The sequence below is a fragment of the Rhizobium sp. WSM409 genome, from assembly GCF_057653825.1.
Genome location: NZ_CM172794.1, coordinates 2,325,433 through 2,346,029 on the forward strand (window position 1 = coordinate 2,325,433; position 20,597 = coordinate 2,346,029).

Annotated in this window: 20 protein-coding genes and 1 pseudogene; 8 read left to right on the forward strand and 13 right to left on the reverse strand. The window is 62.1% G+C overall.

Translation table 11 applies throughout. The features are described from left to right. Nucleotides 1-382: 382 nt before the first annotated feature. The gene (locus AC25BC_RS11655; protein ID WP_012757809.1) at nt 383-1,426 is read left to right on the forward strand and encodes a LacI family transcriptional regulator; all 1,044 of its coding nucleotides are present in this window, start codon (nt 383-385) and stop codon (nt 1,424-1,426) included. 57 nt (nt 1,427-1,483) lie between these two features. Here AC25BC_RS11655 and leuS read toward each other — a convergent pair whose 3' ends face one another. Beyond that, on the reverse strand, nt 1,484-4,000 hold the full coding sequence (gene leuS, locus AC25BC_RS11660; protein WP_012757810.1) for a leucine--tRNA ligase: 2,517 nt from the start codon (nt 3,998-4,000) through the stop codon (nt 1,484-1,486). A gap of 394 nt (nt 4,001-4,394) precedes the next feature. Beyond that, nucleotides 4,395-5,303, reverse strand: a complete 909-nt coding sequence (locus AC25BC_RS11665; protein ID WP_012757811.1) for a LysR family transcriptional regulator — start codon at nt 5,301-5,303, stop codon at nt 4,395-4,397. A gap of 174 nt (nt 5,304-5,477) precedes the next feature. Here AC25BC_RS11665 and AC25BC_RS11670 point away from each other — a divergent pair, with 174 nt between their 5' ends. From AC25BC_RS11670 to AC25BC_RS11680, 3 genes are read left to right on the forward strand one after another with little or no spacing between them, the layout of a single operon-like run. Then, nucleotides 5,478-6,092 carry a C39 family peptidase gene (locus AC25BC_RS11670; protein ID WP_012757812.1) on the forward strand — a complete coding sequence of 205 codons (615 nt, stop codon included), beginning with the start codon at nt 5,478-5,480 and terminating at the stop codon, nt 6,090-6,092. 34 nt (nt 6,093-6,126) lie between these two features. Then, the gene (locus AC25BC_RS11675) at nt 6,127-7,203 is read left to right on the forward strand and encodes a D-alanine--D-alanine ligase family protein (protein WP_012757813.1); all 1,077 of its coding nucleotides are present in this window, start codon (nt 6,127-6,129) and stop codon (nt 7,201-7,203) included. A gap of 15 nt (nt 7,204-7,218) precedes the next feature. Beyond that, nucleotides 7,219-7,764 carry an AAA family ATPase gene (locus tag AC25BC_RS11680; protein ID WP_012757814.1) on the forward strand — a complete coding sequence of 182 codons (546 nt, stop codon included), beginning with the start codon at nt 7,219-7,221 and terminating at the stop codon, nt 7,762-7,764. A 43-nt stretch (nt 7,765-7,807) separates the two neighbouring features. On the opposite strand, the gene AC25BC_RS11685 is transcribed toward AC25BC_RS11680, so the two are convergent. The 3 genes and pseudogenes from AC25BC_RS11685 to AC25BC_RS11695 form a co-directional block, all read right to left on the reverse strand. After that, on the reverse strand, nt 7,808-8,425 hold the full coding sequence (locus tag AC25BC_RS11685) for a class I SAM-dependent methyltransferase (RefSeq protein WP_012757815.1): 618 nt from the start codon (nt 8,423-8,425) through the stop codon (nt 7,808-7,810). Between the two features lie 104 nt (nt 8,426-8,529). Continuing rightward, a pseudogene (locus AC25BC_RS11690) lies at nt 8,530-9,038 on the reverse strand (GNAT family N-acetyltransferase). Between the two features lie 53 nt (nt 9,039-9,091). Continuing rightward, complete coding sequence (locus AC25BC_RS11695; protein WP_012757816.1) at nt 9,092-9,586, reverse strand: GNAT family N-acetyltransferase; 495 nt, start codon at nt 9,584-9,586, stop codon at nt 9,092-9,094. 251 nt (nt 9,587-9,837) lie between these two features. Between AC25BC_RS11695 and AC25BC_RS11700 the strand changes: the two genes are divergently transcribed. Beyond that, nucleotides 9,838-10,215, forward strand: coding sequence for a VOC family protein (locus AC25BC_RS11700; protein ID WP_012757817.1), 378 nt, complete (start codon nt 9,838-9,840; stop codon nt 10,213-10,215). 75 nt (nt 10,216-10,290) lie between these two features. On the opposite strand, the gene AC25BC_RS11705 is transcribed toward AC25BC_RS11700, so the two are convergent. Together AC25BC_RS11705 and gndA are read right to left on the reverse strand one after the other, a co-directional pair. Beyond that, nucleotides 10,291-11,055: a carbon-nitrogen hydrolase family protein gene (locus AC25BC_RS11705; RefSeq protein WP_012757818.1), complete on the reverse strand. Its 765-nt coding sequence runs from the start codon at nt 11,053-11,055 to the stop codon at nt 10,291-10,293. A gap of 84 nt (nt 11,056-11,139) precedes the next feature. Next, nucleotides 11,140-12,591, reverse strand: a complete 1,452-nt coding sequence (gene gndA, locus AC25BC_RS11710) for an NADP-dependent phosphogluconate dehydrogenase (RefSeq protein ID WP_171815688.1) — start codon at nt 12,589-12,591, stop codon at nt 11,140-11,142. Nucleotides 12,592-12,802: 211 nt separating this feature from the next. Here gndA and AC25BC_RS11715 point away from each other — a divergent pair, with 211 nt between their 5' ends. From AC25BC_RS11715 to AC25BC_RS11725, 3 genes are all read left to right on the forward strand, one after another. Beyond that, nucleotides 12,803-13,594, forward strand: coding sequence for a helix-turn-helix domain-containing protein (locus AC25BC_RS11715; RefSeq protein ID WP_012757820.1), 792 nt, complete (start codon nt 12,803-12,805; stop codon nt 13,592-13,594). Nucleotides 13,595-13,664: 70 nt separating this feature from the next. After that, on the forward strand, nt 13,665-14,063 hold the full coding sequence (locus AC25BC_RS11720; RefSeq protein WP_012757821.1) for a polyketide cyclase: 399 nt from the start codon (nt 13,665-13,667) through the stop codon (nt 14,061-14,063). Then, the gene (locus AC25BC_RS11725; RefSeq protein ID WP_003540467.1) at nt 14,064-14,426 is read left to right on the forward strand and encodes a VOC family protein; all 363 of its coding nucleotides are present in this window, start codon (nt 14,064-14,066) and stop codon (nt 14,424-14,426) included. 55 nt (nt 14,427-14,481) lie between these two features. Here the strand turns inward: AC25BC_RS11725 and AC25BC_RS11730 are convergent, their stop codons facing one another. The 6 genes from AC25BC_RS11730 to AC25BC_RS11755 form a co-directional block, all read right to left on the reverse strand. Next, nucleotides 14,482-15,198 (reverse strand): PAS domain-containing protein, encoded by a 717-nt coding sequence (locus AC25BC_RS11730; RefSeq protein ID WP_012757822.1) that lies wholly within the window; start codon nt 15,196-15,198, stop codon nt 14,482-14,484. 263 nt (nt 15,199-15,461) lie between these two features. Next, a complete protein-coding gene (locus tag AC25BC_RS11735; protein WP_012757823.1) occupies nt 15,462-16,397 on the reverse strand; it encodes a lipid A biosynthesis lauroyl acyltransferase in 936 nt (311 codons plus the stop codon). A 4-nt stretch (nt 16,398-16,401) separates the two neighbouring features. Next, nucleotides 16,402-17,430: a zinc-binding dehydrogenase gene (locus tag AC25BC_RS11740; RefSeq protein ID WP_012757824.1), complete on the reverse strand. Its 1,029-nt coding sequence runs from the start codon at nt 17,428-17,430 to the stop codon at nt 16,402-16,404. 56 nt (nt 17,431-17,486) lie between these two features. Beyond that, on the reverse strand, nt 17,487-18,773 hold the full coding sequence (locus tag AC25BC_RS11745) for a beta-ketoacyl-ACP synthase (protein WP_012757825.1): 1,287 nt from the start codon (nt 18,771-18,773) through the stop codon (nt 17,487-17,489). Nucleotides 18,774-18,785: 12 nt separating this feature from the next. Further along, the gene (locus tag AC25BC_RS11750; protein WP_012757826.1) at nt 18,786-19,991 is read right to left on the reverse strand and encodes a beta-ketoacyl-ACP synthase; all 1,206 of its coding nucleotides are present in this window, start codon (nt 19,989-19,991) and stop codon (nt 18,786-18,788) included. After that, the gene (locus AC25BC_RS11755; protein WP_012757827.1) at nt 19,988-20,470 is read right to left on the reverse strand and encodes a 3-hydroxyacyl-ACP dehydratase FabZ family protein; all 483 of its coding nucleotides are present in this window, start codon (nt 20,468-20,470) and stop codon (nt 19,988-19,990) included. Before AC25BC_RS11755 ends, AC25BC_RS11750 begins: the two co-directional genes overlap by 4 nt. Nucleotides 20,471-20,597 lie beyond the last annotated feature (127 nt).

Sequence of the window (20,597 nt, forward strand, 5' to 3'; positions counted from 1 at the left end):
AGGCAAATTTTTCCGTGATAACCGGAATTGCTACTTCTGCCTGTTTACATCAGGAGCACTGCATCCCCTTGAAACTATACAGGGCTGGGCGTTCTCGCACATGCGTTGCCTATTTATCAATTTGAATTTGCGTCATAATTTTACACAAGAAATTTAGTCTTGCAATTCAGTCTCTTCGCAATCGCAATAAAACAGAGCATGGATTGCCGATTCAACCTATACGTACAATGTTGCAATGCACACAACAAAAAGCACTCGACATTTCTACTGTATCGTTACAGATTGCATTCCTCAGGAGGTGCGATTTTGGCATGCGGCGGGCTTACGACGCTGGAAAAAGCCTCTATAAGCGACACCAATTCGCGCAGGACGGCCTAAAGGGATGGAAAACAAGGGAAATTTCGGGAACGCGGCATCGACGCCGGCAGCGCGCGAGCGCCCGACGTTGAAGACGATCGCCTTCATGACGGGCCTTGGCGTGACGACGGTGTCGCGCGCGCTGAAGGATGCGCCGGATATCGGGGCCGAAACCAAGGAGCGCGTGCGCATGGTCGCCCGCCAGCTCGGCTACCAGCCGAACAGGGCGGGTGTGCGCCTCCGTACCGGCAAGACCAACGTCATCGCCCTCGTCCTCAGCATCGACGAGGAAATCATGGGCTTCTCGAGCCAGATGGTCTTCGGCATCTCCGAGGTGCTATCCGGCACGCCCTATCATATCGTCATCACGCCGCATTCGCACAGCAAGGACCCAATGCTGCCGGTGCGCTATATCCTTGATACCGGCTCGGCCGACGGCGTCATCATCTCACGCATCGAGCCGGACGATCCGCGCGTAAGGCTGCTGAGCGAGCGCGGCATGCCCTTTGCCACGCATGGGCGCACCGATGCGGGTCTCACGCATCCCTTCCACGATTTCGACAACGAGGCCTTCGCCCATAAGGCGGTGGAAAAGCTGGTCAAGCGCGGCCGGCGCCGCATCGCCCTGCTGCAGCCGCCGAGCAAGCTCACTTACTACGCCCATATCCGCATCGGCTTCCAGACCGGCCTGCATGATTACGGCGCCGAGGAAGTGCCGCTGCGCATCAACACCGACGCCCCGCTCGCCGATATCCGCGACGTCGTCGAGGTGATGATGCGCTCGGCCAACGCCCCCGACGGCATCGTCTGTTCGGCCGGCAGTGCTGCAATCGCCGTCAATGCCGGCATCGAAGCCGCCGGCAAGGCGCTCGGCCGCGATCTCGACATGGTCTCCAAGCAATCGGTACCGATCCTGAACTGGATCCGCCCCGAGATCATCACCGCCCAGGAAGACGTCCGCCATGCCGGCCGCGAAATGGCCAAAGCCGTCATCGCCCGCATCGACGGCGTCGAACCAGAACTGTTGCAGAGCATTAGTCAGCCGACCTGGCCGGAGAGTGGCAGGTAGGCGGTCGGTTGAAGGAACGGACCGTCGGGCTCAAATCCGACGATCCGCTTTGGATCTTCACAGGTCTTCGACGACGAAATTCACCAGTCGCCCCGGGACCAGAATTTCCTTGACCACCGTTTTGCCGTCGAGCAAGGCCATGATGGAAGGTTCGGATCGCGCCGCTGCAAGCAGCGCCTCGCCGAGATCGGCGGCGGCTTCGAAGCGGTGGCGAACCTTGCCGTTGATCTGCACGACATATTCGCGGGTCTCCATCCCGACCATTGCAGGATCGAAGGTGGGCCAGGAAACCCATGTCAGCGTTTCCCCGTGACCAAGCTTGCTCCATAACTCCTCCGCGATGTGAGGCGCAAAGGGTGCGAGCAACAGCACGAGTGTCTCCACCACTTCGCGCGGACGCACCGCTTCCGCCGTCAATGCGTTGGCCAGTTCCATCAGCCGGGAAACCGCGGTATTGAACCGAATTGCTTCGATATCCGCCGTCACGGCCTTCACGGTCTGGTGGCGCAAGCGCAGAAGCTGCGGGCTGGAGGCCGCCTCCAGCACCGCTGCGGACAGTCCGTCGCTCTCGTCGCAGACAATACGCCAGGCACGCTCCAGAAACCGACGCACGCCGATCACGCCAGCGGTCTGCCAGGGTTTTGCCGCGTCCAGAGGCCCCATGAACATCTCGTACAGGCGCAAGGCGTCGGCCCCGAACTGATGGACGACATCGTCGGGATTGACAACGTTCAGCCGCGACTTCGACATCTTCTCTACGGCGCGCTGCATTTCGACCGACCCAGCCAACCATCTGCCCTCCTCTTCGACGACGAAAGACGGCGCGTAATACCGGCCCGCCGCATCGCGGTAGGAATGAGCAAGGATCATGCCTTGGTTGAACAGCCGCTGGAACGGCTCTTCCGTCGAAACGACGCCGATGTCGTAGAGCACCTTATGCCAGAAGCGGGCATAGAGCAGATGCAGGACCGCGTGCTCGGCACCACCGACATAGAGATCGACCGGCATCCAATAGCGCTCGGCCTCGCGCCCGACGGGTTCGCTGGTGTTCTCCGGATCGAGGAATCTGAGATAATACCAGCAGGAGCCCGCCCATTGCGGCATCGTGTTGGTCTCCCGCCGTGCCGGAATATCGGTGCCCGGCACGATCGTTTCGACCCAGGCCTGCGCACGGGCAAGCGGCGGTTCGCCATCCGGCGCCGGAGCGTAGTCGTCCAGTTCAGGCGGCAACAGCGGCAGGCATTCTTCAGGCAGCGGCATCACCGAGCCATCCGCCAGATGCAGCACCGGGATCGGCTCACCCCAGTAGCGCTGGCGGGAAAACAGCCAGTCGCGCAGGCGGTACATGACCTTCGGCCAGCCCGCGCCGTTCGCCTGCAGCCAGGCGATGATGGCGGATCTCGCCTCCGGCGAGCCCAGGCCATCCAGGAAGCCGGAGTTGACCATCGCCCCCTCGCCCTCATAAGCCACCTTTTCGATATCGTCCTCGCTGTCGACCACGCGAATGATCGGCAGCTCGTGCGCATGGGCAAAAGCGTAGTCGCGCGCGTCATGAGCCGGCACCGCCATCAGGGCGCCGGTGCCGTAGCCAGCCAGCACGTAATCGGCCACCCAAACCGGCAGCCGGGCTCCGTTGGCAGGGTTGGTCGCATAAGCGCCGGTGAAGACGCCCGTCTTCTCGCGCCTGCCATCGGCCCGCACCGTCTCTTCCAATCCTTCGGCCTCGGCTATATAGGCGGCCACTGCCTCGCGCATTTCCGGCTCGATGATGGCGGCAACGGCAGGATGCTCCGGCGCGAGCACCATATAGCTTGCTCCGAACAGGGTTTCGGGGCGCGTCGTGAAGACGGTGATGACCTTTTTGCCGTGCTCGAGCGGAAACCGGATTTCGGCGCCCTCGGAGCGTCCGATCCAGTTGCGCTGCATGGTTTTCAGGTTTTCGGGCCAGTCGAGGCCGTCCAATCCCTGCAGCAGCCGGTCGGCATAGGCCGTGATGCGCAGCATCCACTGGCGCATCCTGCGGCGAATGACGGGATCGCCGGTCTCGACATAACGCCCGTCCTTGACCTCCTCGTCGGCAAGCACCGCGTTCTGGGCCGGGCACCAGTTGACCGCGATCTCCTCCTGATAGGCGAGGCCCTTCTCGAACAGCTTCAGAAAGATCCACTGCGTCCAGCGCACATAGGCGGGGTCGGTCGTGGCAAACTCGCGACTCCAGTCATAGGAGAAACCCAGCCTCTGCACCTGCCCGCGAAACGTCTCGATATTGCGCTTCGTCGTGATATCGGGATGCACACCTGTCCGCATCGCGTGGCGCTCCGCAGGCAGGCCGAAACTGTCCCATCCCATCGGATGCAGGACGTTGAAGCCGCGCATGCGTTTGTAGCGGCACGTTATATCAGTGGCCGTATAGCCGAGAGGATGGCCGACATGCAGGCCCGCACCCGAAGGATATGGGAACATGTCGAGTGCGTAGAATTTCGGTCTGGCCGGATCGATTTCCGCTCGGAAGATATGGTGGTCGGCCCAATAGGCCTGCCACTTCGGTTCGATCGTCTTGGGATCATAAGGCATGCATCACTCCTGGCGCCGGTCGGCTTTGCCGCGGCGTGTCCTGAAAAATGGAGGCGTTCTTTGGTTCAGGAGCAGCTACGGCTGCCGGTGCTCCGGTGACGTCCGGCAGCCGCAGCTAAGTCGAAACGCGTGCGGAGTTGCGGCGCAGGACGTCTGCGCGAAGCTCCGGACGAAAAAAGCGCGATGTGGCTTTGGAAACGATCTGGTGTCCATGGACGGTGGCTCAAGGAAAATAAGAAGAAAGCAAACGACGGTGTTAACCCGGCTCCGATCAGGAGGCCGCGGTGGTAAGTCGTGCGTCGCGTGCGCGAGCGTCTGCTGCTTGGGTTGCCACAATCATGAACCAAGAGTGCCCGATATGATCGCTCCTGCCAAGAGTGCATTCGCGCGAAAATCAAGATCTGTTCAAATCCCGTGGCGCGCTCTTTACCAGTTGATCGAGCACCGCGGCGATCTTCGGGTTACGCGCCTCGCTACGCCGGGTAATCGCATGGATACCACGGCAAACGGATGGCACCAAGGGTTTGACGAACAGCGCTCCGCCGAAATCTCTCAGCGCCAGCCCGGGCATCACCGAAATCGAGCACCGGGCTTCTACCAGTGCGAACACCACTTCGAAACTGTCGCTGAAGCCGTTGATGACGGGCTCGAAACCGATGTCGCGGCAGGCCTGGCGGATGGCCATGGAATAGGCGCTGGAGGCGACGTCAAGCGCCCAATGTTCATCCCTCAGCTGTGCGAGTTCGATGACGGGCTCGTTCTCCAGCCTGTGGCCAGCCGGCAGAAGCACGTAGAGCTGGTCGCGGCACAGAAAGAGCGTGTCGGCCGTGCCCTCCAGCGTATGCGGATCGAACGATATGTCGTCGGCAACGACGATATCGGCCTGCCAGGCCCGGAGCGCTGCCAGGCCTTCGGCAGGTCCCATCGTCGTCATGACGATGTTGAGATGCGGATGGTCGATCGCCAGTTGCCGTATTGCGGCGGGGATGAAGGACGAGGCCGCCGAGGGTTGGGCGACGATCCTGAGGTCGCCGGCGACGACGTTCTGCAGCTCGGCAATATCGGTTTTGGCTTCCTCGACGATGCCGAAGATCCGGTCGGCATGCAGGACGAGCCGCCGGCCGGCCGGTGTCAGCGTCACCCCTCGCCCACGCCGCTCGACGAGCGCAATGCCGACTTCGTCTTCCAGCTGGGCGATCTGCTGGGACACGGCCGACGAGGAAATGCCGAGCGCATCAGCAACCGCTGCCATCGTCTCGCGGCGCGAGAGCTCGCGAAGTGTGCGCAATCGGAAGAAATCCAAGCCCGTTTCTCCGGTTGATCAATCGGCCATAATTTCTAACCTATATGCTTATTTTAATTAAGTGGACCTGAAGAAAACGGCACCTTAGCCTTACATTCGCAAGCGGGGCATCGGTTCGAAAAAAGCCAAGATTGCCCGCCATCTCAAGAGACGAGTCACGGGGATATCGACAGGATGCAGCAGAGCGGCGTGCCCTATTTCAGCCAATGGGAAACACCCGGCATGACGTTGCCGGTGCTTGCCGAGGGATCGCAGGCCTTGCTCGGCGATCCACTCTGGCGCCATTCGGGAGCCGCGACGATCGAGGAGTATGCGCGCTGGGCGGTCAATGTCTGCGGCATGGCCTGCCTGAAGATGATCCTTGCCGCGCGTGGCGAAATCCATCCGACCCTCGAGCTTGCCCGCGCCTGCACCGCCTATGGCGGTTATGTCGTCAACGAGATCGATGCAACGATCAAAGGACTGATCTACGCACCCTTCGTCCGATTCGCCGCCGACCGTTTCGGGCTTAGCGCGGAGACGATCACCGGCGTCGAGACATCGGCCATTCCCGAGCTTCTGTCGAAGCGCCGGTTTTTCATCGCCTCGGTGAACTCGGGCATCCGCTGGCCGGAGCGCGAGCCGCCGTCGAAAGGCGGACATCTGGTGCTGGTGACGGCAGCCAGCGACGCGACAATCCGCTTTCACAACCCGTCCGGTCATGACGAAGCGAGCCAGGCCGATGTCACACTGCCGCTCGCCATTTTCGACCGTTTCTTCGCCAATCGCGGCATATCGGTCGACGCCTGACCTTTTTCAACACCAGATCGTTTCGGAGCCTTTCATGACCCCATCCCCAAACAGGCTGCGCATTGCCGTGCTCTTCGGCGGCCGCTCGGCCGAGCATGAGGTTTCCGTGCTCTCGGCAACCAATGTCATGGGTGCACTCAAGCCCGAGAAATACGACGCCGTCCCTGTCTTCATCACGCGCGAGGGGCAATGGCTGCTGAGCAATTTCGAGGACGGTATACTGGCGACGCCTTCATCGGGCACGGAAATCTGCCTGGTGCCGGGTGGGCACGGCCGGATGCTGGCGATGCCGGCTCATGGCGCGCCGCATGAGCTGGCGAGGATCGACATCCTGTTTCCCGTGCTGCACGGCCCGCATGGCGAGGACGGATCGGTGCAGGGCGCTACGGAGGTGGCCCGCGTCCCACTCGCCGGTTGCGGCATCCTCGGTTCGGCCGCAGCGCTCGACAAGGACATCGCCAAACGCCTGCTGAGGGCAGCGGGCCTGCCGGTGGCGCGCGCGGTGACGATCCATGAGGGTGCCGCCCCTTCACTGGCAGCCTTGGAAGGTGAGCTCGGCCTGCCGCTCTTCATCAAGCCTGCGCGCCAGGGATCGTCGGTCGGCGTCGCCAAGGTCCATGCCAGCCAGGAATTCGCGCCCGCCCTTACTGAGGCCTTCCGCCACGATCGCACGCTGCTCGCCGAGGAATTCGTGCGCGGCCGTGAGATCGAATTCAGCGTCTTGGAAGATACGGCAGGAGAACTCTTCGTCTCTCGGCCGGGCGAGATCGTGCCGGCCGAAAGCCACGGCTTCTATAGTTACGATGCCAAATATATCGACGAGAAAGGTGCTGTGCTGAAAGTGCCGGCCGAACTGCCGCAGGAGATCGAGACCGCCATGCGCGACGTGGCCTCAAAAGCCTTCAGAGCCGTCGGCTGCGATGGCATGGCCCGCATTGACTTCTTCCTGACGGATGACATGCAGTTCCTCGTCAATGAAATCAACACCATCCCCGGCTTTACCGATATCAGCATGTATTCCAAGGCGATGGCGGCAAGCGGCGTCACCTACGCCGAAATCATCGACCGCCTGGTGGATCACGGCCTGGCGCGGAGCCGACGGGCCGCCTGAGACGGGAGCTTGATCATGAACAGGCTGGTCTTGATTTCGGGATGTTCCGGCGGCGGAAAATCGACACTGCTTGCAGAACTTGCCGCCCGCGGTCATTCCATCGTCGAAGAACCCGGCCGGCGGATCGTCAAACAGGAACTCGAGGGCGACGGCGCAGCCCTGCCCTGGGTCGACATGGCGGCCTTTGCTCGCCGCGCAATCGAGATGGCGATGGCCGACCACACGGCGGCGCGTGAGCAGTCCGGCTGGACGTTTTTCGATCGTGGGCTGATCGATGCGGCGGCAGCGCTGCAGCACCTGACCGGAGAACAGGTCCTGGAGAAATTGAGCGCCGCCCACCGCTATCACCAGAGGGTTTTTCTCACGCCGCCATGGCCCGAAATCTACACGACCGACCCCGAGCGGCGCCATGGCTTCGACGAGGCGGTCGCCGAATATGATCGACTTGCCGCCGTCTATCCGACGCTCGGCTACGACGTCGTCACGCTGCCGAAAATCGTGGTCGCCGACCGGGCGGATTTCATCCTCGACTGCCTCTCTCCGGAAACGAGGCAGCAGTAGACGAGATCGTTAGGGTCTCTCTCGGCCGCCTTCTCGAAGGGGCTCAGCGCCTCCGAAAAACGCACCACTGGAACGACTGCCGGCCGCCACCCGGTGTCGTGTGTTCCTCCCGCCAGTCATGCTGAAGCGCGAAGGTGGACGAGAATTCGGTCGCAAGCGCCACCGCGTCGTAACGCTGGACCGGCAAGCCGCTGCACCGTTCCGGCCCGTCCGGCGCGAAGGTCGCGATGATCACGACGCTGCCCGGCGCCGTGCCGGTTTCGAGTGCTCGACGATAGGCCAGCCGCTGCTCTGGCTCGGTGAGGAAGTGAAAGACGGCGCGGTCGTGCCACACATCGTAATGGCGGTCGGGCTGCCATGACGTGACGTCGGCAACCACCCAGGCGATGCGGGCGGCTTCATCCCGCAGCCGCGCCTTGGCGACTTCGAGCGCCGGCGCGGCTATGTCGAGGACGGTGAGGTCGGACCACCCGCGCTCGACAAGACGGTCGACAAGGCTCGATGCGCCGCCGCCTACATCGATCAGCGAGGCCGTGGCCGGCAGTTGCAGCGCGTCAAGCGCCTGCAAGGAAGGCCCGGGCGTCGGCTGATACCAGCTGACGCTGTCGGCAGATTTCGTCCGATAGACCTCGTCCCAGTGTTCCCGCTTCTCGCCTGTCATCCGATATCCCCATCTCTTGCAGAGCCCGATTCCCTAACCGATCAACATGTAGGGACTGAGACGTCTGCAACCAGTCGCAGTGTACCCAGGACCATGTTCTCCGTTCAGGAAGCGAAGTGACGATAAACCAGATCCTTAGGGTCATCTCTGGGTGCAGCAGGATCGAGGCGTGCGCCCAGCCGTTCGGCAACGGCAGCGGATGCAGCATTGCCGGGAGCAATATAGCTGACCAGCGACGGCAGCTTGAGCGTCGCGAAGGCCCAGTTGCGCAGCGCCAAGGCCGCTTCGGTCGCATAGCCTCTGCCCTCGTATTCCTCGTAGACGAACCAGCCCAATTCCTTTTCGGGAAAGAGCGGTCCGTGATTGATCCCCACCTGACCGACGCATTCGCCGGTTTCGCCAAGCTCGATCGTCAGCGCTCCGTGCCCGAAAAGCTGCCACAGAGCGACGTCGTGACAGAACATCCCCCACGCCGCGCGCAGATCGAACGGACCACCCATTCCGATCGATCGCGGCGACGCCATGATCTGCGCATAGGCGGCGAAATCGCGATGTCAGGCATGCGGAGCCTGAGACGCTCGGTTCGAATGGTTATCGCGCCCGCTTCGGACAAGTCGCCTTCTCTGTCAGGTTGGGTTTGGAGTTTCGGCCGTTGAACGAAATATTCTAGCTTTCAAATGCCGAGGCGAATTGCAACGTCCCGCTTGGCGGAGATCCGCGAAAAACAATCCTCTGCACGAGCCGCGTATCGAGGTCGAGATACTCCAGTTGTCCATCGCTGCTGAAACCGACACGGCTGTAGATCTCGGGATTGCCGATCAGGGCGCATCCGCTGGCGCCCATCTCGTTCAACAATTCGAGACCCCGTGCAATCATCGCCTTGCCGATGCCCTGCCGCTGTCTCTCCGGCTTGACCGATATCGGCCCCAGCCCGAACCAGCCGTCATGCGCGCCGTTGATCGTCACCGGCGAAAACGCCACATGCCCGAGAATCTCGCCGCCCTGCTCGGCCACCAGCGATATCTTGAGATCGCCCGCCGCACGAAGTCTTCGGACAATTTCCGCTTCCGTACCGTCGCTGTAGGGCATCGGCTTGAAGGCGGTCGAGGTCAGATCATGAATCGCATCGATATCATCAGGCGTTTCGTCTCGGATAAGCATCTCTGTCAATTCCTCAAGCGCGTTGTCGTCAGGGCTGCCCGTACAAACAATGTCTTATCCCATTGAAACGAAGTGTCGTAGATCCCACGAAAATCTCGCGGAGATTCCGCTACCCCCTCTTCCGAAGAGGATTCCGAGGCTATAGACCTAAGCTCGTGGGCACCGTCCTGCTGATCGAAACATCGGAGCGTACCATCTCTGTCGGCACCGTCCGGAAGGTGGTTTGCGTCTTCGCAATCAGAGGTTCTGCGATGAATGATATCGCCGATCACGGTGTTCGTTTCGGACGAATTGCCGCCATGCTGCCGGTCAAGGACATGACCAAGGCCTATGATTTTTACGCCAATATCCTCGGCTTCAAGAAAACATTCGAGAACGGCAATCCTGTCGGCTTCATGATCCTGAAGCGCGATCAGGGTGAAGTGCATCTCACCTTGCAGCCGAACCACAAGGCTGCAGACTTCAATGTTGCCCACCTGATGGTCGACAATGTCGATGCCCTGCACACGGTTTGCCAGCAATATGGGCTGAGAATCATCAAGAGCCTTCAGGACAAGGACTACGGATTGCGGGCCTTCGTGTTTGAAGACCCCGACGGCAACCGTATTGACGTTGGCCAACCGATCTAAGCCAGCCATGAGAAGTGGATGGGGATACTGTCCCCATCCAACTTTCGGGCACATTCCCGGATTTCGCAGTGCTCGTCATTTGAGTCGAGCACCTGCATCTTGTCCATCACAGGGAAAGTCGAAGACCAGCAAGCCGGGCTCCTCCAGCGGCAGTTGCGCCACGACCTGCCCTTCCTGGTTCAGCACCGCCGTCGGCCCCCAGGCGATGCGCCCGTCGTGCTCCCCCGTCACGTCGGACGATATCAGCCACAAGCCTGTCTCGCGGCATCTTTCACCTCGAACGGCATTATGCAGCGGCTTGAATATTTCCGCCTTTTCCCGTGGCATCATGTTGTTGGACAGGCATAGGATCAGCGACGCGCCAGACGCGGCGACCTTTGCGGCCGCTTCCGGAAAATTGGTGTCGTAGCAGATGTTGATCCCGTAGCGTAGGGCACCGATCGCAAAGAGCGGACTGTCTTTTCCTGCCTCGAAAGCCCGTTCGCCACGCAACAGGTGGGCCTTCCGGTAGCGGCCGAGGAGAACGCCGCGCTCGACGACGACGGCGGTGTTGAACAATCGCCCGTCATCGATCTCGATCAGCCCCATGACCAGCACCGGTCCCGACTTCGGCAACCGATCCAGGACCGCCGCGAACTCGGCCGATGCGAGATCGAAGGCAACACACCGCGCCGATCGTTCATCGGTCAGGTAGCCCTGCAGAAAACCTTCTGGAAAGACCAGCAGGACCACGCCATCAGCCTCGGCGAGCGCCGCGACCCTAACCGCATAATCCAAGGCCGCTCCGACATTCTCCCGAAATTCCGGCGTCTGCGCGGCGGCTATCCGAATGCTCGTCACTTAGATCTCCGGGTTCTCGGCCGCGGCATCTCAGCAAAAGGCCCGGCACTGTGGCCGGGCCTCTCCTTGAAAAATCGGAAAACCTCAGAAGGTCGAGGCACCGCTGCCCCAGGGGCCGTGGTGGAAATCCCTACCATCAAGGCGGTCGAAGCCGTGGGCGCCGAAGAAGTCGCGCTGTGCCTGGATGAGGTTTGCCGTTCCCCTGCCCTGGCGATAGGCGTCGAAATAGGTCAGCGCCGAGGTCAGCGCCGGCACCGGCAGGCCGGCGGCAATCGCGGCACCGACGACACGGCGCAGCGCCGGGACCGATTCCTTGACCATGTCGGAGAAGGCTGGCGTGACGATGAGGTTTGCAGCATCAGGCGCCTTGGTAAAGGCCGAGGTGATCTCGTCGAGGAACTGCGAGCGGATGATGCAGCCGGCACGCCAGATCCTGGCAATCGTCGGCATCGGCAGTGACCAGTTGAACTCGCGCGACGCTTCCGCCATCACCGCGAAGCCCTGCGCATAGGCGCCGATCTTGGCGGCAAACAGCGCCAGTTCGAGATCCTTGTTGAGCTCGGGGCCGTAAGCGATCGGGAAGGACACGGCCTGCGTCCCGAAGATCTTTTCGGCGGCTTCGCGCTGCGATTTCATCGAGGAGAGGCTGCGGGCGGCGACCGCGGCTTCGATCGCCGTTGCCGGAATGCCCATGTTCTGCGCCTCGATCGCCGACCACTTGCCGGTACCCTTCTGGCCGGCCTTGTCGAGGATCATATCGACCATCGGCCCGCCGGAAACCGGATCGGTTGCGGCAAGCACCTTCTCGGAGATTTCGATCAGGTAGGAGTTCAGCCGGCCCTTGTTCCATTCGCCGAAGATGCCGGAGATTTCGGAGGCACTCTTGCCGAGGCCGTCGCGCAGGATGCCGTAGATTTCGGCGATCATCTGCATGTCGGCATATTCGATGCCGTTGTGGATGGTCTTGACGAAATGGCCGGCGCCGTCATTGCCGAGCCAGGCGACGCAGGGCTCGTCATTGTAACGGGCGGCAATCGAGGTCAGCACCTTCTCGACGCGCTTCCAGGACTCTTCAGTGCCGCCGACCATGATCGACGGGCCGTGGCGCGCACCTTCTTCGCCGCCGGAAACACCCATGCCGATGAAGGTCAGATCGGTATTCTTCAGCCGATCGAAGCGGGCGACGGTGTCGCGGAAATTGGCGTTGCCGGCATCGATCATGATGTCGCCCTTGGAGAGATGCGGGCGCAGCAGCTCCATCTGCTGGTCGACGGGCTCGCCCGCCTTGATCATGATGATGATCGGGCGCGGCGGCCGGATCGCATCGACGAATTCCTCGATGGTCTTGCAAGGAATGATCTGCTTCTTCAGATCGCCGGCGCTTTCGTAGAATTCGTCGGTTTTCTCCGGCGTGCGGTTGAAGACCGCGATTTTATTGCCTTTCTCCGCGATGTTGAGCGCCAGGTTGGAGCCCATGACCGCAAGGCCGATCAGTCCGATTTCTGCCTTTTCCACGACAAACCTCCGATGTGTCATTTGGACCGGTGTTGTGGCACTGTCTCGGTCAAACGGCAAGTCTCGCAAGGGTCTAATCGGTTCGCAAAAGCCAATGAAATGAAGCTTGCAATATCGCCGCTTGTCCGACAACCCGCCGGCTGGCGCCCAGTCCGGAAGCCCTGAGTTTTTCGTGCGCCCTGCCCGCAATGCCCTATCTCATGTTATCATCAGGGCATCGGGAGATATCACATTGTCATCGGGAAGACGAAAAGATACGGCTCTCCTGGCGGCCCGCGCCGGCCAGTACCGCGAGGCTATGCCGCCGCCGGCGCTGCGACGCCATTTCAGCCGCCTCTGGTCGCATGCGCTGCATGACGGACCGCCGGCAATGGTGGCGATCGTGCCGGACGGCTATTGCGACCTGCTCTGGATCGACGGCCGGCTGGTCGTCGCCGGCCCTGACCGGACAGCGGCCTTTCCCGTCATCCGGCCGGGCGCGACTGTCATCGGCGCACGTTTTGCGCCCGGCGCCGCAGCACCCTGGCTGAAAACGCCGCTCTCGGCACTGGTCGGGTGCTCGGTGCCCCTTGCTGACATCGGCCGAAAGGACACCGCCGAATTCGAAGCGCGGCTTGCGGATTGTCTCGACCCCCCGGCCGCCACGGCGCTGTTTAGCCGCCTGCTCGAAGAGACCGCGCGCAATGAGGAGGAGCCAGCCCGCGACGCCGCCATGATCTTCGCCGCCGCCGACAATGCTCGCCCGGTGTCCGGCCTGCTCGACCGCCTCGGCATGAGTGAAAGGCAGCTGCGCCGCCGCTGCCACCACCATTTCGGCTACGGCGCAAAGACGCTGGAACGGATTCGCCGGTTCCAGCGTTTCCTCGACCTCTGCCGCAGGTCGGGCGCTATGCCGCTTGCCCGCCTTGCGCTCGAAGCGGGCTTTGCCGACCAGCCCCACATGACACGCGAGGTCGGCGAGCTCTCGACGCTGACACCTGCCGTCATTCTCGGCCAGCTCAGCATACGGCAAAGAGCCGATTGACCGTTTTGTTCAAGACGCTGCTGGCCGGTCTGTTATTCTGACGAAACCAAATGCCAGGGACCTGCAAGCCATGTCGACAATGCCCGCGAAAATCCTACACCTGTCGATAGAGCGCGACTGGCGCGACGTCTATGACTTCGCCGGCAAGCCAGAGAACATGCCGCTCTGGGCCTCCGGCCTTGCGACCGGCTTAGAGACTCACGGCGCCGACTGGATCGCCCACGGCGCTCTCGGCAGCGTCAAGGTGAGCTTCGTTCCTGCCAATGAATTCGGCGTGATCGACCATACGGTGACGATCGAATCCGGCCTCAGGGTTTATAATGCTCTGCGCATCGTGCCGAACGGCGATGGCTGCGAGGTCATGTTCACGCTGCTGCGCCTACCCGGCATGACCGACACACAGTTTTCCGCCGATGCCGCCCATGTCGAGAAGGATCTCGCCATGCTGAAAGCCCTGATGGAGAGATAGATGGCCGAGAAGACAGAAAACCACGACCGCCGCATCGACTATGTCGAATTCAACGTCGCCGACATCGCCGCCGCCAAAGCCTTTTACGGCTCGGCCTTCGGCTGGCGCTTCACCGATTACGGCCCCAATTATTGCGAATTCGACGATGGCCGGTTGAAGGGCGGCTTTTCCGATTTCGGACCGGTGCGGCCGGGCGGCGGCCCGCTCGTCGTCGTCTATGCCAGTGATCTGGAAGAAGTGCTGACCTCAGTCGAAAGAGCCGGCGGCACGATCTGCCGGCCGATCACCGATTTTCCCGGCGGCCGTCGCTTCCACTTCCTCGACCGCGATGGTTACGAGCTCGCCGTCTGGGCGGCTGCTTAGCCAGACTGCCCGAGGCAGCCGAGTTGGTCAGGCTGCCTAAGGCTGCCGACCTAGATCAGGCAGTCTGCGACAGCCGATCGAGATCTTCCATGACGAGCAGGGCGCCGATCACCGTACCGCCCGCATCGCGCAGCGGCGACATGCGACAGCGCACCTGCCGCGATTTGCCGCTGCCCGCCGAGCGCTCATAGGAATAGTCGATCTGTTCGCCGGCAAAACAGGCGTCGAGCTTATGCTTGGCGCATTCGGCAAACCGCTCCTCGCCGATGAATTCGGAAAGGTGACGGCCGATGAGCTCCATCGGCTTCCTGTTGAGATGGGCGCTGTTGGCTGGATTGGAATAGAGGTAGCGATAGTCCCTTGTCAGCACCGCCACGCGATCCGGTAGGCTTTCCAGGATTACCGCGTTGAGGAACTGGCCATTGTCGGTATCAGGCACATAGGCTGGCGGCGGCTCGATGCGCACATCCTGCGGCGAAGGCACGCGCCAGTCCGGCCCATGTGCCCCGAAATAGCGGTCGAGCAGGTAGGAAAGCACCGACGTGTGCTCCGTGACGCTGGCGCTGTCGTCGGCATCCTGGCTGATCAGATGGCTCACAAACTGTAGCTGCATGTAGACTTCGAGCAGATTGACTGCCCGGTAGGCGAGGATTGCCTCGACCAGCGGCTCGACATGGCGGTCGAGCGCCGTGACACGTTGATCGTCGCCCAGGCGTATGGCTTCCTCGATTTGCACGCAACGCAAGGAAAAAGCTCGAAAAAGCTCCAGCAAGACGCCTCCACTCCCATTGTCCCAAGAGACGAGTCCGAAACCTCACATGGCTGCATTTCCCAAAAATGCGCCTTCCGGTAGACATTATTCGCGTCTTGGTGGTGACGGGTAACATGAAGTGCCCTCAGATTCAATCCGAGAGCACCTGCCGCTTTTCACCGCTGATAAATGGGGGTGGACCTTTTTTTGGAGTATGATGCCGAAAAGTGTCAGCGGTTTTCGGGCGACATCATGCTCCAACTATTATTCTGGAGCATCCTATTCTAAGGCGCGAGCGTCTGCTTGATCTGCCAGCGGTCGTGATACCAGAGCCACTGTTCCGGATATTCCCGCACCCAGCTTTCCACCTTGTCGTTGAGCAGCTGGGCGGCGGCCGGCAGGTCGAGGTTGCCCTTGGCATCGCGCGGCATGTCCAGCCGCGGCTCGATTTCCAGCCGGTAGCGATTTCCCGGCAGCCGGATGCAGCGCGCTGGATAGACTTCGCAGTCGAACTGACGCACCAGCTTCGGCAGCAGCGGATTGGTCTTGACGTCGCGCCCGAAGAAGGTGCCCTTCAGCCCCTTGCGGAATTTCTGATCGACCAGCACGCCCACGCCCTGACCTGCTTCCAACTGACGGGCGAGCGCGAAAGACGAGCCTGCGTGCGAGGGCACCAGCTTGCCCATGCGGGCGCTCCGGAAGTCGAACACCTTCTTGGCGACATAAGGATTATTCGGCGGCCGAAAGAGCACGGTCACGGTGAGCCCGAAGGCGGCTCCCGCCACCGGCAGCAGCTCGAAATTGGCGGTATGTCCGGTAAAGACGATGAAGGGGCGCGGATTGTCACGCAGGTCGAGGAAGATCGGGACGCCCGACACCTCCACCCTGCCCGGCTCCGACTTTTCAGGATCATAGTCGAACAACTGGTCGAGGAAGACGTATTCCGCAGCAAGCCGGCCCATATTGCCCCAGCTGGCGAGCGCGATCTCCTCGATCTCGGCCTCGCGCTTCTCGGGAAAGGCGTTGCGCAGATTGGTCAGCATCAATCTGTGGCGGCCGGTCAGCCGGCCGAGGCGTCGCATCATCCTGTCGGCAAAGCGGATCGCGCCATCGGCCGGAAACAGCTTCAGGAAATTCATGAAGCCGAACATCAGCTGAGCCACCAGCCATTGCTGGAAATTCCTGAGCGCCAGAACGATCCGGGTGATGAAAAGCTTCACGCGGTCAATCCATCTTCAGGATGATCTTGCCGAAGATCTGGCGCGATTCCATCCGCTCCAGCGCCCGGTCGATATCGCTGAAGCTGACCTCGGTATCGATGACGGGATGGACGAGCCCGCGGCCCATCTTCTGCATCGCATTCGCCATGTTCTCCATGCGGCAGCCGAAGGAACCGAAGAGCTTGAGTTGTTGCTGGAACAGCATCATCAGGTTCATCTCAGTGGAAACACCCGAGGTCGAGCCGCAGGTGACGAGGCGCCCGCCGCGCTTCATGCAGAGCATCGAGCCTGCCCAGGTGTCCTTGCCTACATGTTCGAAAACGACGTCGACGCCCTTCTTCTTGGTGAGCTTGCGCACCACGCCTTCGAAACGGTCGGTGCGGTAGTTGATAACGTGATCGGCGCCGAGCGCCTTGGCCTTCTCGATCTTGTCGTCCGAACCGACCGTGGTGATGACGGTGCAGCCGATCTTCTTGGCAAGCTGGATCGCCGCCGTGCCGATGCCGGAGCCGCCGGCATGGACGAGGATCGTCTCGCCCGGCTCAAGCTTGGCATTGTCGAACAGCATGTGCTCGACCGTGCCGAAAGTGACCGGAGCAAGCGCCGCGCCGATCGCGTCGACGCCGGGAGGGGCTGGCACCAGCAGGCGCGCCGGCAGGTTGACCTTCTCCTGGGCGAAGCCGTCGAGATGGAAGCCGTGCACGCCGGAGACATGTTCGCAGAGATTGTCGCGGCCTTCGCGGCAGGGGCGGCAGAGGCCGCAGGTGCGCGCGCCGTAGATGGAGACGAGCTGGCCCGGCAGCACGTTGGCAACGCCCGGCCCGATCGCCTCGACGACGCCAGAAGCTTCGGCACCGATAACCAGCGGCATCTTGCGCTTGGCGAATGCCATGCCGCGCCAGCCCCAGACGTCGATATGGTTGAGCGCCACCGCCTTGACGCGCAGCGTCACCTCGCCGGCACCAGGAGCGTCCGGTTCCGGCAGGTCGGTGATCTCAAGCTTGCGGTCATCGATCAGTTGCAAAGCGCGCATGGCAAAATCCCTCGCCTTCAAGACGGTCTTCTTGTTTTGAAATTGTCGCGAACCGCTTAAGCCGGTTCGAGCGCCATGACAAGGCTGGCATTCTGCCCGCCGAAGCCGAAGGAGTTGGAAAGCACGGCTGAAACCTGGGCTTCCCGCTTCTTGTTCGGCACGACATCGAGAACGATCGACGGATCGGGGTTGTTGTAGTTGATCGTCGGCGGCAGCGTTCCAGTCAACATCGTCTGCAGCGAGAACACCGCCTCGACGGCACCCGCCGCTGTCAGCGTATGGCCGATCATCGACTTGTTCGACGAAACCGGAATGCCGACAAGCCGATCGCCGAACACGGCCGACATCGCGCCATACTCCATCTTGTCGTTCTCCGGCGTCGAGGTGCCGTGCGCATTAATGTAGCCGATGCCGCTCTCGTCGATGCCGGCATCGGCAAGGGCCGCGCGGATCGTCGCGATTGCCGGGCCGCCATCGGGCGACGACCGGGTGCGGTGGAAGCTGTCGGCCTTGTCGCCAGCGCCCTTCATGATGCCGAGCACCTTGGCGCCGCGGGCGACCGCTGATTCCAGCGATTCCAGCACCAGCGTCGCCGCGCCTTCGGCGATGACGAAGCCGTCGCGATCCTTGCTGAACGGCTTGGAAGCCTTGGTCGGCGGATCGTTCTGTGTCGAAAGAGCTGACAGCAACGAGAAGCGGATCAGCGCTTCGGCACTCAGCGATCCATCGGTCGCGACCGTCAGTGCGCGATCGCTGCGGCCTTGGCGGATCGCCTCGATGCCGAGCTGGATCGCCGTGACGCCGGAGGCGCAGGCGGTCGACAGCGTGACGGGAAGGCCGCGGGTGCCGAACCGGTCGGCAAGGCGCTCGGAAATCGCACCGAACAGGGCCGCCTCATGGAAGGCCGGATCCGGACGCTGGCGCAGCGCCGTCAGGAAGCGCTCATAGGCATCCCCCGGATGGTCGGAAGCCGGCGAACGGTCGGCAAGCTCGAAGCGCGCACTCCACTCCGGCTCGATCGGCGGGGCGGCGAGGAATAGCGGGCCGTTGAAATCGCCGGAAAGGCCGGCGTCGGCGAGCGCCTCGATCGTCGTTTCGCGGGCGAAGGCATAGGAGCGCTCGACGGCGTTCGGCAACGGAATGCCGATGAAATCGACGGTGCCGGCGATCCGCGTCGACAGGCCCTCGGTCGGGAAGCGGTTGATCTCGTGGATGCCCGATGTGCCGGAGGTAAGGGCTGCCCAGTTGTCACTGAGGCCCTGGCCGAGCGAAGTGATGATGCCCATGCCGGTTACGGCGACGATCGGACGGCCGAGATGATCCTGGTAAGCGGAAGCTGTCATATCTCTCACTCCTCACGCATCTGCGGAAAGAACGGCAACGCCCTCGCCGCGCTGGTGTCCGACCATGGTCACGACGGCGGCGGTGATCCCTGCCCGCATCGGCGCCTCATGGGCGGCGTCGAATGGCGGAACCTTGGCCTTGCCGTCGACGGCAAGGGCGGCGAGCGCAAGACCCAGCGTAAACTGCGTCTCGATCGTATGGCCGGTGACGCCGCCGAAGCCGCGGATCGCAACGTCCGGCAATTGATGCTCGAGCACCGCCCGCTCGCGGGCGGCAAGATCGTGCATGCCGGTCGATCCGGAAAAGATCGCCGTGCTTTCAGTGGCAAGCCCGGCAGCCGGCGCCAAAAGCCGCTCCAGCCGGACTTCGAGATTGCCGGAATTGCGATTGCCGCGGTCGCCCTCGACTGCATCGATGACGGCATAGATATGGGCGCCGCGGGCTTCGGCGTGTTTGCGCGATTCCAGCACCAGGAAGGCGCCTGCCGAACCGGTGATCATGCCGCCGCCGTCGCTCGGCCTGCGCGACCAGAGCGGCACCCAGTCGCCGCGCGCATGAGCGCCGATCGCCTCGGTGAGCAGGATCATGTCGGGCCGTTCGGCCGCGAAGGCGCCTCCAACAAGTGCATGTGAGGATTCGCCTGATTTGATGCGGTAGAAGGCGGTCTCGACGGCGGATATGCCGGCTGCTTCCTCGCCCATGAAGGTACGCGACGAGCCGGTGACCTTGTGCACGATCGAGATATTGCCGGCGAGCAGGTTGGAAAGCTGGGCGAGGAACAGCGTCGGCCTCAGCTCGGTCGTCAGCTTCTCGTTGAGCAGCAACTCGCGGTCATTGCGCTTCAGCGCCTCGTCGACGATCAGCGTGTCGACATTGATGTCGCGCTCGCCGCCGCCGGCCGCCACGATCATGTCCATCGTGCCGCAGGCCTCGATATCGTCCTTGAAACCGGCATCGTCGAGCGCAAGGCCGGCGGCGAAGACGCCGATGCGCTGCCAGTTCTCCATCTGGCGTTGATCGCCGCGCTTGGCGATCTGCTGCGACCAGTCGATCTCGGGCAGCGGATGCACCGGATAGGGCTTGAACTTTTCGGTCTCGACGATCGCTTTGGGCGCACTGGCGGCCGAAAGCAGCGCGATATGCGCATCCTTGCCAACGCCCTGACAGGTGACGATGCCGATGCCCGAGATGACGACGTCGTTTGCAGCCTTGCTCATCCAATCACTCCCTGCGCCGCGATCGCCTCGAGAAGCCCGATCTCGCCGGCACGTTTCTTCACGATATCGCCGAGCGGCACCTCGGAAAACGGCATGGTGCGCAGTTTCAGCTGCGCATCGCAGACCTTCTTGCCGCCGCTGGTGATTCTAGCCTTGGTGACCGCGAAACCCGAACCGTCATGCTCGAGCACCGCCTCGATGTCGAGCACGGCTTCCGGTTCGACGAAGGTGCGCATCTTGGCGCCGTCGACCGTCATCAGGAAGGGCATGGCGGCAAAATTGGTGACGGCAAGCACCAGCATGCCGGAGGCCTGGGCCATGGTCTCGATCAGCAGCACGCCGGGAACGAGCGGCATGCCGGGAAAATGACCCTCGAAGACGGGGCTCTTCGCCGGCACGACGGATCGCGCCTTAAGCGTGCCCTTCTTCAGGTCCACCGCTTCGACGCGGTCAATCATCTGGAAATATTCCAGCAGCATTCGGATCCTCCGGCCCGACAGGCAAGATCCGCCCGCCGGTGACGCCTAAAGCGCGTCTGGTTCGCACTTTAGGTCTTTGTTTTATGCATGCCGTTGTCCCAAAACCGCTGCGCACTTTTGGCCGGCA